The organism is Burkholderia pulmonis (genome assembly GCF_984667975.1).
The window spans coordinates 686111-703269 of sequence record NZ_OZ480187.1; the positions used below are offsets into that span (position 1 = coordinate 686111).

The 17159-nt window shown below is 64.2% G+C and carries 12 protein-coding genes; 10 read left to right on the top strand and 2 right to left on the bottom strand.

Annotated elements, in window-relative coordinates; translation table 11 throughout:
- Nucleotides 1-42 precede the first annotated feature (42 nt).
- Nucleotides 43-933 carry a LysR substrate-binding domain-containing protein gene (locus tag AC5LXK_RS19860; protein WP_493393166.1) on the top strand — a complete coding sequence of 297 codons (891 nt, stop codon included), beginning with the start codon at nt 43-45 and terminating at the stop codon, nt 931-933.
- Nucleotides 934-946: 13 nt separating this feature from the next.
- Here the strand turns inward: AC5LXK_RS19860 and AC5LXK_RS19865 are convergent, their stop codons facing one another.
- Nucleotides 947-1840 (bottom strand): LysR substrate-binding domain-containing protein, encoded by an 894-nt coding sequence (locus AC5LXK_RS19865; RefSeq protein WP_493393167.1) that lies wholly within the window; start codon nt 1838-1840, stop codon nt 947-949.
- Nucleotides 1841-1968: 128 nt separating this feature from the next.
- Here AC5LXK_RS19865 and AC5LXK_RS19870 point away from each other — a divergent pair, with 128 nt between their 5' ends.
- On the top strand, nt 1969-2463 hold the full coding sequence (locus AC5LXK_RS19870) for a (2Fe-2S)-binding protein (protein WP_493393168.1): 495 nt from the start codon (nt 1969-1971) through the stop codon (nt 2461-2463).
- Between the two features lies 1 nt (nt 2464).
- Complete coding sequence (locus AC5LXK_RS19875; protein ID WP_493393169.1) at nt 2465-4720, top strand: xanthine dehydrogenase family protein molybdopterin-binding subunit; 2256 nt, start codon at nt 2465-2467, stop codon at nt 4718-4720.
- Nucleotides 4721-4801: 81 nt separating this feature from the next.
- Here AC5LXK_RS19875 and AC5LXK_RS19880 read toward each other — a convergent pair whose 3' ends face one another.
- A complete protein-coding gene (locus AC5LXK_RS19880) occupies nt 4802-6205 on the bottom strand; it encodes a hypothetical protein (RefSeq protein WP_493393170.1) in 1404 nt (467 codons plus the stop codon).
- A 427-nt stretch (nt 6206-6632) separates the two neighbouring features.
- Here AC5LXK_RS19880 and yfiR point away from each other — a divergent pair, with 427 nt between their 5' ends.
- The 7 genes from yfiR (at nt 6633) to AC5LXK_RS19915 (ending at nt 16895) form a co-directional block, all read left to right on the top strand.
- Complete coding sequence (gene yfiR, locus AC5LXK_RS19885; RefSeq protein WP_493393171.1) at nt 6633-7331, top strand: regulatory sequestration protein YfiR; 699 nt, start codon at nt 6633-6635, stop codon at nt 7329-7331.
- Nucleotides 7328-8596 carry a diguanylate cyclase DgcN/YfiN gene (dgcN, locus tag AC5LXK_RS19890; RefSeq protein WP_493393172.1) on the top strand — a complete coding sequence of 423 codons (1269 nt, stop codon included), beginning with the start codon at nt 7328-7330 and terminating at the stop codon, nt 8594-8596. Before yfiR ends, dgcN begins: the two co-directional genes overlap by 4 nt.
- An 87-nt stretch (nt 8597-8683) precedes the next feature.
- On the top strand, nt 8684-9196 hold the full coding sequence (yfiB, locus tag AC5LXK_RS19895; protein WP_493393173.1) for an outer membrane lipoprotein YfiB: 513 nt from the start codon (nt 8684-8686) through the stop codon (nt 9194-9196).
- Between the two features lie 406 nt (nt 9197-9602).
- Entirely contained in the window at nt 9603-11741 is a 2139-nt protein-coding gene (locus AC5LXK_RS19900; protein ID WP_493393174.1) for a type VI secretion system Vgr family protein, read from the top strand.
- Nucleotides 11742-11758: 17 nt separating this feature from the next.
- The gene (locus tag AC5LXK_RS19905; protein WP_493393175.1) at nt 11759-12217 is read left to right on the top strand and encodes a DcrB-related protein; all 459 of its coding nucleotides are present in this window, start codon (nt 11759-11761) and stop codon (nt 12215-12217) included.
- Complete coding sequence (locus AC5LXK_RS19910) at nt 12214-16548, top strand: RHS repeat-associated core domain-containing protein (protein ID WP_493393176.1); 4335 nt, start codon at nt 12214-12216, stop codon at nt 16546-16548. The genes AC5LXK_RS19905 and AC5LXK_RS19910 overlap by 4 nt, the downstream gene beginning before the upstream one ends.
- Nucleotides 16548-16895 carry a hypothetical protein gene (locus tag AC5LXK_RS19915; RefSeq protein ID WP_493393177.1) on the top strand — a complete coding sequence of 116 codons (348 nt, stop codon included), beginning with the start codon at nt 16548-16550 and terminating at the stop codon, nt 16893-16895. The genes AC5LXK_RS19910 and AC5LXK_RS19915 overlap by 1 nt, the downstream gene beginning before the upstream one ends.
- Nucleotides 16896-17159: the final 264 nt, after the last annotated feature.

Genomic DNA, 17159 nt, shown 5'->3' on the forward strand with positions numbered 1-17159 from the left:
CTGTACAATATTTTTTACTGACGCTCTTGATACGTTTGCGATATGGACATGCGGGTGTTGCGTTACTTCGCGGTACTGGCCGACGAACTGCATTTCGGGCGCGCCGCCGCGCGGCTCCATATCTCGCAGCCGCCGCTGAGCCAGCAGATCCGGCTGCTCGAGGAGCAGCTCGGCACCGCGCTGTTCGTGCGCTCGCAGCATCGCGTCGAACTGACCGAGGCAGGGAAAACACTGAAGGAACAGGTGCCGCTGATCGTCGCGCAGTTCGATCGCGCGATCGATCTCACGCGTTGCGCGGGGCGCGGCGAAGTGGGGCGGCTCGCCGTCGGCATCATCAGTTCGGCGATGGTCGCGCCGATCCCGCACGCGTTGCGCGTGTTCGCCGAGCGCCATCCGCACGTGCACTGGTCGCTGCACGAGATGACGCCGGCCGCGCAGATCGACGCGCTGAAGGAGAAGCGGCTCGACGTGTGTTTCTTCCGGTTGTTCCAGGACGATCCGTCGATCCGCAGCGAGATCGTCGTGCGCGAAACGGCCGTGGCCGTGCTGCCGCCCGGCCATCCGCTGTCAGCGCGCGACGCGATCGCGCTTCGCGAGCTGGCCGGCGAGCAGTTCGTGTCGTTCGGCCTGCGGCACTCGCAGCTGGCGCGCTTCCTGCAGCAGAGCTGCGTCGATGCGCGCTTCACGCCGCAGATCGCGCACGAGGTCGTCGAGGTGCATACGCTGTTGTCGCTGGTGCGCGAAGGGCTGGGCGTCGCGCTGCTGCCGGCGTCGGCGCGGCAGATCTCGACGGGCGGCGTCACGTTCGTGCCGTTGTTGCCGCCGGAGCTGGAGGTGTCGCTGCAGGCGCGCTACCGCGCGGACGATACGTCGGCCGTGCTCGGCGCGTTTCTCGAGACCGTGCGCGAGGTCGCGGCGGAATTCAGCGCCTGAGGCGACGCGGGCGTCAGTGTGCGAGCGACGTCGCGACCAGCGCGCCGATCGCATCGATCAGCGGCTTCACGCGCGCATGCCGCTCGCGCGGCCAGATCGCATGGAGGTTGTAATGCGTCGGAATCGCGATCGTGCAGAGTTCGACGAGCCGGCCGTCGCGGCGCGCGTCGGCGGCGAGCAGGCCCCGTACCAGCCCTGCGCCGAGCCCTGACGCGAGCGTCGCGACGAGCCCTGCCGCATTGTCGAACACGGCGATCGTCTCCGGCTCGACCGGTTCGAGCCCGGCCGCTTCCAGCCACGGAATCCACGAGCGCTTCGTATAGCCGAGCAGCGGCAGCTCCAGCACCTGTTCGGGCGCGAGCGGCGCGGTGAGCCCGTAGCGTTCGAGCAGCGCCGGCGCGGCCATCGCGGTCAGCCGGTCCGGGCAGACCAGCGCGCTGTCCACGCCTTCCCATTCCCCGTAGCCATAGCGCAGCGCAACATCGACGCGATCGAATGCATCGCGGTCGTGGCGCGGCGCGGACAGCACCGTCAGCGTTGTGCCATCGAGCGTGCGCATCAGTTCCGGCAGCCGCGCGGGCAGCCAGCCCTGCATCAGTTCCGGATCGACGTCGAGCCGGAGCGATGGCCCGGCCGTGCGGCCCTTCACCGACGACAGCGCGCGATCGATCTGTTCGAGCCCGTCCGACAGCTGGTTCGCGAACAGCGTGCCGGCATCGGTCAGGATCACGCGGCCGCCGGCGCGGGCGAACAGCGGCTGGCCGAGGAATTCCTCGAGCGAGCGGATCTGCTGGCTGATCGCGCTGTGCGTGAGCGCCAGCTGGCGCGCCGCGCTGGAAAAACTGCCGACCCGCGCGGCCTGCAGAAACGCCTGCATCGACTGGATCGAAGGGTATCGCTTGAGCATCTGTTAGTCCGACTGACAGGGATTCGACGAAATGATCGCTGGCGCACCTGCGCGTCGCGTTTCGATAATGCTCCGAAACCGCGCAACGGACGCGGGCCGCCCCATGAATGCGAATCAGGAGACCGCACATGATCGACATCGTCGTGAACGATACACGCCATTCGCTCGAGAATGTACCGGAGGATATGCCGTTGCTGTGGGTGCTGCGCGACCGGCTCAAGCTCACCGGCACGAAGTTCGGTTGCGGCAAAGGTTTGTGCGGCGCATGCACCGTGCATCTCGAAGGGCAGGCCGTGCGGTCGTGCCTGATCCCGGCCGTCGCCGCGAACGGGCGGCACGTGACGACGATCGAAGGGCTGTCGCCGGACGGGCGCCATCCGCTGCAACTCGCGTGGGTGGCCGAGGACGTGCCGCAATGCGGCTATTGCCAGCCGGGGCAGCTGATGCAGGCCGCCGCACTGCTGAAGGGCGGGCAACCGGTGGACGACGAAGCAATCGTGTCGGCGATGTCGGGCAACATCTGCCGCTGCGGCACGTATGTGCGGATTCACCGTGCGATCAAGCGTGCGGCGTCCGGCGATCCCGCGTTGAAGGCTGCCGTCGAACCCGCGAAGGAGGCGTGACATGCGCGACGATCTCGCACAGGACGTACCGCGCACCGACGACACGCCGCGCCGGCGCTTTCTCAAACAGAGTTCCGCGTTGCTCGCCGCCGGTGTCGCGATCGGCTTCCGGATGCCCGACGCGAAGGCGGCCGGCAAGAACGTGAGTGGCGATCCGCATCCGTCCGCCGGAGAATTCGAACCGAACGCGTGGGTGCGCGTGCTGCCCGACGACACGATCAAGCTCGTTGTGCACAAGCACGATTCGGGTACCGGCACGCGCACGGCGCTCGCGGCGGTGGTGGCCGAGGAACTCGACGTCGATCCGTTCCGCGTCGACGTGATCACACCGGAAGATCCGTTCTTCGCCGACTATATTCACCCGCTGTGGAAAGTGTTCTCGACCGGCGGCAGCACGAGCGTCGCGATGGAGTACGACCGGCTGCGCCGGGCGGGTGCGACCGCGCGCGCGATGCTCGTCGAGGCGGCGGCACAGCAATGGAGCGTGCCCGTATCGGCGTGTACGACGGCGGACGGTGCCGTGCTGCATGCAGCGAGCGGGCGCCGCGCGACCTACGGTTCGCTCGCGCAGGCGGCGGCGCAGTTGCCTGCACCGAAGGAAGTCGCGTTGAAGGATCCCGCGCAGTTCCGCTACATCGGCAAGCTGCGCAAGAAGCGCGGCGCCGCGCAGAAGGCCGACGGATCGTTTCCGTACAGCATCGACGTGTCGCTGCCCGGGATGCTGGTGGCCGTCGTCACGCGCGCGCCGGTGATCGACGGGCGCGTGCGCAGCGTCGACACGAAAGCCGCGCTCGCGATTCCCGGCGTGCGCGAGGTGTTGCAGATTCCGCCGCGCCCCGACGTGCTCGGCGGCAACCAGGCCGGTGTTGCGGTACTCGCGGACGACTACTGGTCCGCGCATCGCGGACAGGCCGCGCTGACGATCGAATGGGAAGACAGCCTTTTCGAGACGTTCGACAGCAGCACGCTCGCCGCGCGTCAGGCCGCGTGGGTCGACGATCCGGCCGCGCGCGTCGTGCCGACCATTGCCGACGGCGATCCGGCGAAAGCGAAAGCCGCCGGCGCGCGCACGATTGAAGCGTCGTATTCGATGCCGCACAAGGCCGCGAATCCGCTGGAGCCGGTCAACATCACCGTGTGGGCGCGCAACGGCGGCATTGAATACTGGGGGGGATTGCAGGTGCCGTCGACCGCGATGGAAGCGGCCGACGTGATCGGCGGCATTCCCGCGCATCGCGTGACGCTGCACGAGCTCGTGTCGGGCGGCAGCTTCGGTGCGCGCGAATCGAAATACTGGCTGTTCGAGGCGACCTGGCTCGCGGTGAAGACAGGCAAGCCGGTGAAGCTGATGAACAGCCGCGAGGACGAGATGCGTGCGCTGTTCTATCACGCGGCGAGTTACCACCGCGCGCGCGCGGTGCTCGATGCGCAGGGCAACCTTGCGTCGCTGTGGCTGCGTGGCGTGATGCCCGCTTCGCCGCAGCAATGGGAGCCCGGCTACCTGGAGCGCACGGACCGGATGGATTTCAGCACGACCGAAGCGATCACCAAGTGGGAGTTCGCGTACTCGGCGCCGCATCGCGACATCGGCTGGATCCGGATGGAGACGGGCGTGCCGACCGGCTGGTTTCGCGCGGTGAGCTACATCCCGAACGTGTTCGCGGTTGAATCGGTGATGGACGAAGCCGCGCATGCGGCGAAGCGCGACCCGGTCGCGTTCCGGCTCGCACACATGCACGACCGGCCGCGTCATGCGGCCGTGCTGCGCGAAGCAGCGCAGCGCGCGGGATGGGGGCAGCCGCTGCCGGATGGCGTAGCGCTCGGCGTGGCGACGAACCAGGCGTACGACAGCTATGTGGCGGTGGTCGCGCGGGTCGTGCGCAAGGACGGTGCGGTGACGGTGGAGAAACTCACGTGCGTGGCCGATTGCGGGATCGCGGTGTCGCCGGCCGGCGTGGACGAGCAACTGTACGGCGGGCTGATGTGGGGGCTTGGTCACGCGACGTCCGATCGCATCGACTTCAGGCATGGCCGCGTGCAGCAGTCGAACTTCGATACGTATCGCGTGATGCGGATGAGCGACATGCCGGAGACCGACATTCATATCGTGCAGGGCGATCCGGCGAAGCCGGGTGGCGTCGGCGAGCTGTCGAGCCCGGTGGTGACACCCGCGATTGCGAATGCGGTGTTCAGGCTGACGGGGAAGCGGTTGCGGGAGACGCCGTTCGATTTGTCGGCGTTGGCGCAAGACGGATGAGCCAGTGCGACAACGGTGACCGGACGCGCCAGGACGCTTTCGCGTGATGGGCGTGCCGGCCGTGTACGGCAATGTCGGGTGTCAGAGTGTAATGCCGTGAGCAGCAACACGACTGCGCAATGTGTCTAACCGAGCGTGTGCGACAGCGGCCAGTCGGGACCGGATGGACGGCTCTGCAAGAATTTCCCGGTGACGAACCCCTGGCGATGTCCACATGGAGATTGGGTTCGCGAGCCATCGTTCGAGCGCACGGCACAGTTCGTCGGCGCGCTCGGCGCTCGGCTCATCCTGTGCGGCGATCAATGCGATGCAGACGAGGCTGTCCCATTGGTCTCTTGAACACACTGCCAGCGCAGCATGACGATCGCCGTACCGGTCGAGCATGGCCCGGATCTGTTCCAGTGTCACGAATGCGCCGAGTACGCACAACCGTACACCTGCCTTGCGCACTCGGCGAGCGGGATCGAGCAGCGCGCGTGCCGCAATGTTGTCCTTGTCGGTTGGCGATGTCCTGGCCAGCAATGCAAGCGCATGTGCACGGATGTGAGCGCGATCGTCGTTTGTGTAACCCGTGAGTACCGCTTTGGCTTCTGGCGCGCGGAGTTCCGCGAGCAGCGACAGGCCGGCACGAATTTGCAGGGCGGACAACGAACCGGATTCGAGCAGGGTGCGGCAGCGACTGGCGACCTCGCGGCCATGTTCGGCGAGAAGTCGGGCGGCGGCATACCGCAAGCTTCCCTGCGAGTCGAATATCGCCCGCCACAGGAATGGTTCGTTACCGGCATCGACATGGTTGCCGGCGACGCATGTGAATGCGGCATAGCGAACCGGCCCGAACGGCGAGCAAGCAGCGAGATCGATGCAGCTTTGGCGCTGGTCTGCCGGTATGCGATCGAGCAGTTCGACAGCCTGCCGGGCCAGCACGATGTCACCGGACGTCAGGCCGCGCCTGACCATATCGGCGACCGGCAGGAGGTCGTGATCGAACGCCACTTGGCAGGCGGTGCGCTTGAGCCGGAAGTCGCTGCCGTCCATGGCGTCGACGATCGCGGCGAGCCCGCCTGCCTGCACCAGCCGTTGCTCGAATTCGTGTAGCCACGGCTGGTGGTTTTCGCGCGTTGCGGAGACGAGTGCGCGAAGAACCGGAAGCACGGCAACGAAATGCGCTGCGGGTACGATTGGCAGCAGTGTGAGCAGCGCGCTTGTCGCGGCGCGCCGGACCTCGGGTACCCAGTCGTTGACGCGTGCGGCGAGCGGTTCAAGCAGCGCGCCGTCGCCGAGTTCGGCGGCACGTGCAATCGAGGCTTCCCGGACGTAGCCCGAGTAGTGCGAAATCCATTCGGCAATGAGTTTGACATCGACACATTCCGAAATCCTTCCGAGCGCCGTATGTAACGGGATGGCTTGAGCGTATTGCAGATACACCGTTTTTTTAGGTGCCGTCGAAGCCGGCCGTACTCCGAAGATCTTTGGAATGAGTGTCATTGGGTCATCGACTCGCGGTGGTGCGCGGTCCGCTGCCTGTGTGTTGGTCTGCGGTAATTTTACTTGAGTGATCTTGCTGGTGCGTTCGACAGCCTGGCGGAGAGGCGGTGGAGTGAAACGCCGTTCGATTTGTCAGCGTTGGCGTAGGTTGCGAGTACGTATGAAGTTTGCCGCGCACGGGTATCCAATCTGCTGATCAATTGGCCGACGTCGATATCGAACCGACGCCGGCCAGCGCGTTCGCCCGCATCGTCGTGCAGCAACACCGATTCCGCATACTTTCCGACATTTTCTCGGGTGTTTCCCACTGCTTGGTCATCCGAATTTTTACCTAAGATGAAGCAATCATGCGCGTAATTCGGTGCCTGCACGCGCATGGAGGGAGGCAGGAGGCAGCGCCGGAGCGACGCCAGCGGATGTTGCCATCATGGATGCGAAAGTGTGCGCGTCGACTGTCAGTCTCGCGACTGCAGCGACGCCAGCGGGCGCGGCGATCAACGCCGTGTGCAAGGTATGCGGCCGCCTTGGCCTGACCACGTCGCTGCGCCACGCATTTCTCGCAATCGTTTGCGCTCTGGGGGCGGCCCCCGCCGTGCCCGCCGGTGCGGCCGCCAATACGGACGATCCGGTCGACACCGTGCAGATTGCCGCCGCCGCAAGCCCCGCGAATCCTCCCGTTTCGTCACACGACACGACCGTGCGCCAGGTCGTGCTCGGCATCATCAGCTTCACGCGCTGGCCGTCCACGCCCGTTCGCCTGCATCTGTGCATCACGGGCCGGCCCGATTACGCACGCGACCTGGGCGACACGCTGGAAGCCGGTTCGACACTGGTCGATGTGCAGCGCGTGCGCCCCGATGATTCGGCGCTCGGCATCGCGTGCGACATCGTCTATTTCGGCGCGCTGAGCAACGATGAACGAACGCGGGTGAGAGCCGCGGTGGCCGGCCATCCGGTGCTGACGATTTCGGAACACGATCCGTCCTGCACCGCGGGCGGCATGTTCTGCCTGAACGTCGATGGCGATCGCGTGTCGTTCGACATCAATCTCGACGCCGTCGCACGCAGCGGCGTGCGCGTGCATCCGAACGTGCTCAACCTCGCACGGCGACCGGTGACGCCATGACACGGTCCGCGCTCCCCGTTCCCGCCTCGCGCATATCGCGCCCGACGCTGCAAAGCGTGTTGCGTCGCGCGCACCTGCGCCTGGCATTCGTCGCGGTGACGATGGCGGCCGTGTCGCTGATCGTCGTCGCCGTGATCGCGTTGCGAGCGTATGCGGGCAACAACCTGAACCTGCTGGCGCGCTCGCTCGGTTATACGGTCGAGGCGGCGCTCGTGTTCGGCGATCGTGTCGCGGCGAACGAGGCGATCGGGTTGATCGCCGGAGACGAGGACGTCGCGCAGGTGATCGTCACGGACAGCAAGGGGCAGCTGTTCGCGACGTGGCAGTTGCCGGCCGGGAACGGAATCGCGCGACTCGAACGCGCCGTTGCCGACGTTGCGCTGCCCGGGCCGGTGGCGGTGCCGGTGATGCACGACGGCATCGTTGTCGGGCACGTCGTCGTGCGAGGGCGCGGACATCAGTTCTTCGGCTTCCTGCTCGGCGGTGTCGGCGGCATTCTCGGCTGCCTGGCCGTCAGCGTGTTCGGCGCGTACGTCAGCTCGAAGCGTCTGCTGCGCAACATCGTTTCGCCGCTGCGTGCGCTGGCCGGCGTTGCACATGCGGTGCGCCGCGAGCGTGCGTTCGCGCGGCGGGTCGAGCCGGTGGCGATCGCCGAACTGAATCAGCTCGGCGACGACTTCAATGCACTGCTCGACGAATTCGAAGACTGGCAGAACACGCTGCGTGACGAGAACGCATCGCTCGAACACAAGGCGACGCACGATGCGCTGACCGGATTGCCGAACCGCATGCAGTTCGAGTCGCGCCTCTCGCTTGCGCTGTGCGACGCCACCGTGACGGGGCAGCGGGTCGCCATCCTGTATCTCGACTGCGACCGTTTCAAGGAGATCAACGATTGTCTCGGCCACGACGCCGGCGACGCGGTGCTGATCGGCATTGCGTCGCGGCTGCGCACGCAGGTGCGCGAGGCCGATCTCGTCGCACGCCTGGGCGGCGACGAATTCGCGGTGATGCTGGCGGCGGTGCCTGAAGCGGGCAGCGTGTGCCGGATCGCCGACGAGATCCTGTCCGGCATGGCGCCGTCGATCGAGCTGTCCGACGGCCGCGTGGTGGCAACCATGATGAGTGCCGGCGTTGCGCTGTATCCCGATCACGCATCGGACGCGAACGGCTTGTTGCGGGCGGCGGATGCCGCGATGTACCGCGCCAAGCGCGCGCGGCCGGGCTCCTGGCAACTGGCGGAGGGCGTGGTCGGATCGGCTTGAGGTTTAACGTTTCGCGCTGCGGGCGAGGCCGCGGCAGCGATTGACAAGAAGCGCGCCCAACGAGGGCGCATTCGAAGGGGATGCAAAATGAACCACTTGTTTCCTGTGAGCATGGAGCGGCTGTGCGTCGCGAGCGCGCTGCTGCTTTGCATGCTGCTGGGGGGCTGCAAGACGCCGCCGCCGCTTCATCGCGGGCTGACGCCGACGCAGGTCACGGCGTTGAAGACGGCCGGGTTCCAGGAGACTGGACAGGGGTTCGAGTTCGGGTCGACCGGGCCGATCCTGTTCGATTTTGACCGGTACAACCTGAAGCCGGATGTGCGGCGCATCGTTGAACGGATCGGGCGGACGTTGCGGTCGGCCGGGATCAACGGCGTGCGGGTCTATGGGTACTCGGATGACGACGGGACGGAGAAATACGATCTCGAGTTGTCGAGGCGGCGGGCGGAGGTCGTGGCGATCGAACTGGTGGACGTCGGGCTCGATGCGAAGCAGATCGCGATCGTCGGGGAAGGGAAGCTCGATCCGGTGGGGGACAACAAGACGCCGGGCGGGAGAGCGCAGAATCGACGGGCGGCGATCGTGGTTTCGCCGCGGTGAGGAGAAAGGCGCTCCGCCCGGGCGCGCTGGTTTGGCGAGCGGGCGTCTGCCGACCGGCAAGTTGCCGGGACTGCTCGTTCAAACCCTGACTCGGGGATATCTTGGCGCGGTCATTTTTAACTCTTTTCTACTATTTTCACGCGAACACGCGAGCATCCGTGGATCGTCGTGATGTCTCAGGTGCCCTCCTGCTGATCGAGATGGCCGATGGCTCTGCTTTCATCGCCCCTGCGGCGTGCGCAGCCGCGTCCCGGCGTCCAGCTTCCGACTGGTTTTTCGTTTATTAAGGGCCTGAATGACAACGTTTGCGGGTATCTTCTACGCATTCGGGTTTTGCCCTACATTATCGTGGCTTCGGACCGGCAAGCCGGCCCATGGAACCTGAGATCATAAGAAAGGAACAAGCATGAGTTTCGCTCCGAACGGGGGTATTCCCACTGGATTGGGCGGCAGTGCGCTCGGCTCGTTGAGCGCGCTCGGCGGCCTCGCCGGCCCGGTTGCATCGAGCGTGGCCGGCAGTCTCGGGCCGCTCGCAGGCCTGGCCGGGCACGTCGACACCGTCCAGCGGGCGATGCAGCTCGCGCAGACGGGTTTCTCGCTGATGGACAAGACGCCCGGTGCAATCGCCGAGGCGATCAACGGCGCCGCCAATCCCGCGCGTCTGACCCAGCTCAACCGCTACGTGACGCTCGACACGCCGCTCGGCCCGGATGTTCTCCTGGTCAGCGCGGCCGTCGTCGACGAGCACGTGAACCGCTTGCCGGAAATCCACCTCGATTTGCTGTCGCACCGCCACGACCTGCGGCCCGACGACCTGATCGGCCAGCAGGTCAAGATCCGCTTCGATCAGCAGGCGCGCCTGTCGACGCTCGAGCGCGTCGTGGCGTCGGGTGCCGTCGAGGGCGAACGGTACTTCGACGGCTACGTCGCGTCGTTCGACCGCGCCGGCAACCCCGGGAACGTCACGCAGTACCACCTGACGGCGGTGCCGTGGTTCTGGTTCCTGACGCGCTCGACCGACTGTCGGATCTTCCAGAACAAGACCGCGCAGGACATCCTCACCGAGATCTTCCAGGAACACGGGTTTTCCGATTTCGCATTCGACATCCGGACGAACCACAAGCCGCTCGAGTACGTCGTGATGTACCAGGAGAGCTACTACAACTTCTGCGCGCGATTGATGGAGCAGGAGGGGCTGGTCTGGACGCACCGGTACGAGAAGGACAAGCACATTCTCGTGATCGGCGACACGAACCTGCTGTTCCGTCCGATCGACGGGCTCGCAACCGTGCCGTTCGCCGCCACCGAGGCGAGTGAGGACAGCGGCATCGACCAGTTGCACGAAGGCCGGCGCTTCGGCGTCGGCAAGGTCACGTTCCGCGACTTCAATCACCAGAATCCGTCGTCGCCGCTGATGCTGGTGGAGGCCGGGCCGCAAAACCTCAAGCATGCGCGGCTCGACGCGACCGAGCGGTTCGAGCACCAGTCGCTGTACGACCATGGCGACGACGGCAACCGCTATGCCCGTTTCGCGATGGAGGCCGAGGAGGCGCAGGCCCATCGCTATACCGGCGGCGGCTACGCATGGCGGATGACGACGGCGGGCGCTGTCGCGGTGGCCAATCACCCGGTCCTCGACAACAACCAGGAATACGTGATCCTGCACGTGCGTCACGAGGCCGTGAACGATTACACGCAGCACGGCGCGAAGCTGCCGTATCGCAACAGCTTCTCGCTGCTGCCGAAGAAGATTCCGTATCGTGCGCCGCGCGGCACGCCGAAGCCGGTGATTCACGGCACGCAATCGGCATTCGTTGTCGGCCCGAAGGGCGAGGAAATCTACACCAACGGCAGCGCCGTGAAAGTGCATTTCCCCTGGGACCGGCGCGGCAAGAAGGACGGCTCCGATTCGATGTGGGTGCGCGTGTCGCAACCGTGGGCGGGCGACGGCTGGGGGGCGGCCGCGATTCCGCGGATCAAGCAGGAAGTGCTGGTGGCGTTCAACCAAGGCGATCCTGACAACCCCGTGATCGTCGGCCGCGTGTTCAACGGCGAGCAGGGCAACCCGTATCACGGCGCGGCCGGCCAGACGATGGGGATCAAGAGCCAGACGCACAAGGGGCAGGGGGCGAACGAAATCCGCATGACCGACACGAACGGCATGCAGGAATTCTTCATGCACGCCCAGAAGGACATGAACACCATCGTGGAGAACAGCGAGACGCACAAGGTGCTGGGGCCGATGCGTACCGTGCTGGTCGCGACGGGCAGTGAAGAGAAGCAGATTCCGCAGGGCAACCTGACCGAGACGATTGCCGAGAAGCGCAGTACGACCGCGACCACGGTGGAGGTGACGACGCCGGCCAAGGATGGTGGGGGCGGCACGCAGGTGCACATGGCCGAGCGCGGCATCCTGCTGAAGGTGCAGGACAGCTCGATTTCGCTTGCGCCGGAAGGCATTCGCCTCGAACACAAGGGCTCCGTGATCCTGATGACCGACGACGGTGTGATGGTCAACGGCACGCGCATCGATCTCAACAAATAACGCGAACAAAACCCGCCATGCACTACGCAATCCACGAAGGCACCTTCGAACTCCCGGACGCGGCGCTCGACCGCACCGTCAACATCCTGATGATGAACGCCGGCCCCGGCGGCCTCAATCTCGTGATCGCCCGCGGGCGTTTTCGCGACGGGGAGAATCTCGACGCGTTCGTTGCGCGCGAATGGGAAGTCGCGTCGCGCGATGCCCGAATGCTGACCGAGAAGGCGCGTCGGCCGGTGACGGTCGCCGGGTGTGCGGGTGTCCAGATCGATTCCACGCACGAGCGGGACGGCCGGTTCTGGCATCAGGTACAGACCCTATTTCCGTCGGACGACGCCGGCCGCGTGCTGGTGATGACGCTGACCAGCGCGGCGCCGCTGACCGACGAGCAGCAGGCGATCGGCGACCGGATGCTCGCCAGCTTCCAGCCGCGTGCCGCTCGGCCGACCCTGCTCGGGCCGGGTGACGCGTCGTGAGCGCGGAGAACTTCGCGGCCGCTCGCTTCGAAGATCCGATCCAGCACACGTCGCTCCTGGGTGAGCTGGTCGGCACGGTCGGGTCGGTGGTTGGCGGCGCCATCGTCGGCGCATTGGTGGCGGAGGCGATGGAAGGGCTGGTGTTCGCCGGCCTCGCTGCGCTCGAGATCGGCACGGCAGGGCTGGCGACGCCGCTCGTGATTGCGATCGGCGTGGGGGTGGCGGTCGGCTCGGGCGCGCTGATGGAAGCGAGCGGGATGAACGAGGCCATCGACGACGGCGCGAAGGCGATCGCCAATTCGATGGTGCCGCCCGTGATCAAAGGCGCGATCGCGAGCGGCTCGGGCAACGTCTACGTCAACAACAAGGCGGCGGCGCGGGCGGCGAAGCCGGGCGATCTCGATACCGTCGCGTGTACCGATCATCCTGGCCCGCAGATGATCGCCGACGGATCGGGGAGTGTTTATATCAACGATCAACCGGCTGCGCGCGTGGGCGACAAGACGACCTGTGACGGGACGATTGCCATGGGTTCCGACAACGTCTTCATCGGCGGCGGCACGCAGCGGGTGCGGGACGTGAAGTCGGCTACCCGGCTCGGGTGGTTGGGGGCAGCGCTCGGGATTGCGCTGGCGGTCTGCGGCCGCGGGAAGATGAGCTGGGGGCAGTTCCTGAAGAGCAAGGCGCCGTGTATCGCGATGAATTTTGCGGCGAGTGCCTTCGGGACGTGGCTGGGCAGTCTCGCGAGGCCGTCAGCGGGGCATCCGGTCAACGTCATCACCGGCGGCAAGATTCTCGATGGCACGGACGATACCGATTTCGCGTTGCCCGGGCCGCTGCCGATCGTGTGGCAGCGTTTCTACAGCAGCCACGACGATCGTGCGGACAGCCTGTTCGGAACTGGGTGGAGCGTGCCGATCAGCGTCGAGCTGCGGCTTGCGCGTGAGCATGGTGACGTGACGTCGATCACGTACTGGGACGAGCAGGGGCGCGACGTCGTGTTTCCGGCTGTGCCGCCGGGCGAGAGTCATTTCAGCGTGCCTGAAGGCATTTACCTGATCTGCACTGCCGGCGGCCACTATGTGGTCGAAACGGTCGACGGGTTGTATCGCGATTTCGGCCGTGCGCGGAGCGATGCGGATAGTGAGGCGCTCAAGCTGTGGCGTCTCGAGGATCGCAACGGCAACTGGATCGAGGTGGAGCAAGAGACGGCCGATGCAGTTGTGCGGCCGGCACGGCTGCATGACAGCGCCGGACGGCTGTTGACGCTGACCTACGACAGGTCGCACCTCCGACGCATCGCGACGATCGAGCTGACGCGTGGTGTGGACGGCGAGCGGCCCGACACGCTGGTGCGTTACGCGTACAACGGTGCCGGCGAACTGATCGCCGTGACCGATCGCAGCGGTCATACCGGGCGACGCTTCGCATACGCGCACGGGCTGATGGTTCAGCACACGCTGCGTGGTGGCCTGCAGTGCTTTTATGAGTGGCAAGGCGTTGGCCGCAACGCGCGTGTCGTGCGCCACTGGACCGACGACGGCGAAGCGTACACGTTCAACGCGGATCTCGCGCAGCGTTCGGTGACGATCACCGACCAGATCGGGCGCGTGACGCAGTGGACATGGAACGAGGATCAGCAGCCGACGAGCCATACGGATGCTGAAGGTCATGTCTGGCAACTGGAGTGGAACGCGAAGCGGCAGTTGGTCAGCACGACCGATCCCGCCGGGAATACGACGCGCTTCGAGTACGACGAGCGCGGGCGGCAGACGCAGCGTATCGATGCGCTTGGCCAGGTTGAGCGCACGGAGTGGAACGGGCACTACGATCTGCCCGTTGCTGAAACCGATCCGGCGAATGCGCGGTGGATCTACCGGTACGACGATCGCGGCAACCTGACGATGACGCGCGATCCGGCGGGATCTGCGACCGAGTATCACCGGGATGAGCGCGGGCTTGTACATACGATCCGCGACGCGCGCGGGGGCTACAAGTTTCTGGAGTGGAATGGCCGGGCACAGTTGACCGCGTACACGGATTGTTCAGGCAAGGTCACGCGGTTCGGGTATGACGCACGTGGTGCGCTTGCGCGTGTGACCGATGCGGCCGGGCAGTCGACCGTGTACGAAACGGACGCGATGGGGCGGGTCACGGGGATCGGGGCGGCCGATGGTGCGCGGCAGACGTTCCGTTACGACGCGGCCGGGCGTCTCGTTGAAGTGGTGGATGCGAATCAGCGCAGCACGCGCTATGAACTCGATCCGCGTGGGTTGTTGCTGTCGCGTACGGATGCGGCGGATCGTGTGGTGCGGTTCGGTTATGACGATGCGTTCAGGCTCGCGAGTTTGACCAATGAGAATCGCGAGACGTATCGCTTTCAGTATGACCGGCGCGATCTGGTTTCTGCGCAGATCGGCCTTGATGGCAACAAGCGTACATACGAATACGACGTGTGCGGGCAAGGCACGCTAGTACGAGAAGGGCAGACCGAGACTCGATACGAGCGCGATGCGATCGGGCGGTTGACGGCAAAGCAGGCCACGCACGAGCGTTGCGAGTATCTGTACGACAAGGCGAGCCGAATCGCATCCGCCGAGTTGTACACGCTGAGCGCTCGTGGTCCGGCGCTGAAGAATCGCGTCAGTCTGAAATACGACGCGCGCGGAGCGGTGCTCGAGGAATACACGCCGACCGGCTGGCTCGCGCATACGTACGACGAACTGGGCAATCGCGTCAGCACCACCATCTCCGGCGAGCGCACGATCGACTGGCTGCATTACGGCTCGGGACACGTGCACCAGATCCGCGTTGACGGTGCCGCGATTGCGGATATGGAGCGCGATGATCTGCATCGTGAGGTGTTACGAACACAAGGCAAGCTGACGAGTCATTTCGGATATGACGCGGTAGGCCGGCGCGCTCGACATGCCGCGCAGCGAGGACGGGCTGCAGACGATCTGCTGGCGAAGCAGTGGCAATACGATGCAGTGGGCGACGTGATCCAGAAGCGGGATCAGCGTTACGGTACGACGAGCTATCGGTATGACCCGACTGGTCGCATTGAACAGGCGGCGGGGCCCGGGTTGCCGTCGGAAGTGTTTCGCTGGGATGCGGCGGCCAATCTGGTGTCGAGCGATCACCCGGGCGGCTACGTCGAGCACAACCGGCTCAAGATGTTCGAGGACAAGCGCTTCGAGTATGACGCGTATGGACGTCTGATTCGCAAGGTTAGTGGTCATGGGCCGGCTAAAGAGCTGGCGCTTGAATACGACGATTGGAACCAGCTCAAGACCGTCGTGACGAAGGATCGTCTTGGGGTCGCGACAACGCATTTCGAGTACGACGCTTTTGGTCGGCGGATTCGGAAGCTCAATGGGGGTTACGCGAGTACCGATTTCCTGTGGGATGGGATGCGGCTCGTGCAGGAGACGTATCACGATCGTCAGGGTGAGGAAGCGCTGACGTATTTGTATGAGTCCAGCAGCTATGTGCCGTTGGCGCGGATCGATCAAGGCAAGCCGGCGGCGAATGATGCCGATGCAAGGGATGCGGTCTACTATTTCCACAACGATGTGTCGGGGTTGCCGGAGGAGTTGACTGATGCCGATGGCGAGTTGGTCTGGCAGGCTCGCTACAAAGTGTGGGGCAATGCGGTGCAGGAGGAGTGGATCGCACGGGTGCCGCAGCGGTCGATCGCTGCATGGGGCGAGGTGCAGGAAACTGCGCTGCCGTCAGTCCATATACCACGACCGCAGAACCTGCGTTTCCAAGGGCAGTATCTGGATCGTGAGACGGGGCTGCACTACAACACGTTCCGGTTCTACGATCCGGATATTGGTCGATTTATCAGCCCGGATCCGATCGGCCTGCTGGGAGGAACGAACCTTTATCGGTACGCACCCAGCCCAGCTAGCTGGATTGATCCGCTGGGGCTGACCGCGTTAGTAGCTGGAGCTCCATTACCCGACGGAACCCAAGTATTTCGAGTCAGTACAGATGGGCCTTACAGTTTTGATTTCAATTCCCGAGAGCTTGCAGCAATTGAGCAAGGAAAGCTGGATCCTGCTGGGGTCTCGTTGATTAGGGCAGCCGATGCTAACGAGGCTGCGCAGATCTGGAATAAGGCTTTCCCGAACCGACCGGCTACGAGTGTTGGTCAAATAAGCGCGGAAGATCTGAGGGGAACTGGGTTTGATGTTATTCATAATCCAACTAAAGGTGCGTTGGGTGAAAATCATGCGAGACTTATACATCCTGATGGTTTTGAGGGATTCAATGCCAACAAAGAAAAGTTGCCGAGTGCTTTTAAGGGTTGTGGGGCTGGATAATGATTGATTCTATTCAAGGAAGTGATGGCCGAGTATATGCAATAATTGATTATTATCCGGATGGTAATATCGATCATTATTTTAAAGGAAAGATAATCGAATATATTTTTACTGATGAGCTTGCGGCGCTCATTGAAGAGTATTCGAATCTGGTTGATGGTATGGTGCTTTCTTTACTGGATGATGTGGAGGAGAGGATATACGGATATGGGCTGAGATTAAAAAAAGGAGGGGTGAATATTTTCAATCTGGAGATCAAGAACAAGACGGATGTTGTATTTTTTGATAAATATCCGACTGGGAAAGGGTTCGCAGATAAATTTCGAGGCGGTGCGGATCCCAGTTGATGGCGTTGCTTATCCCTCTTTAGGGGTGGCCAGATTTTATTTGGATCTGTGGGGGGGCTGCGGGCTGATGGGCGCGCAGCAAGATCCGGTTGTATGAATTATCTCATAATTATCGCAGAAAGCTGAGATGTAAATTTCATTGGATACGTTTAGTCATGTCGCAGCGGAGCGATGTCTACTAGGCATCTGGCTGGAGGCGGGTGGTGTGGCGAAAAAATGATTAGATGTTTGGGGGATCTGAAAAGGCGAAAATCGGGATTTTAT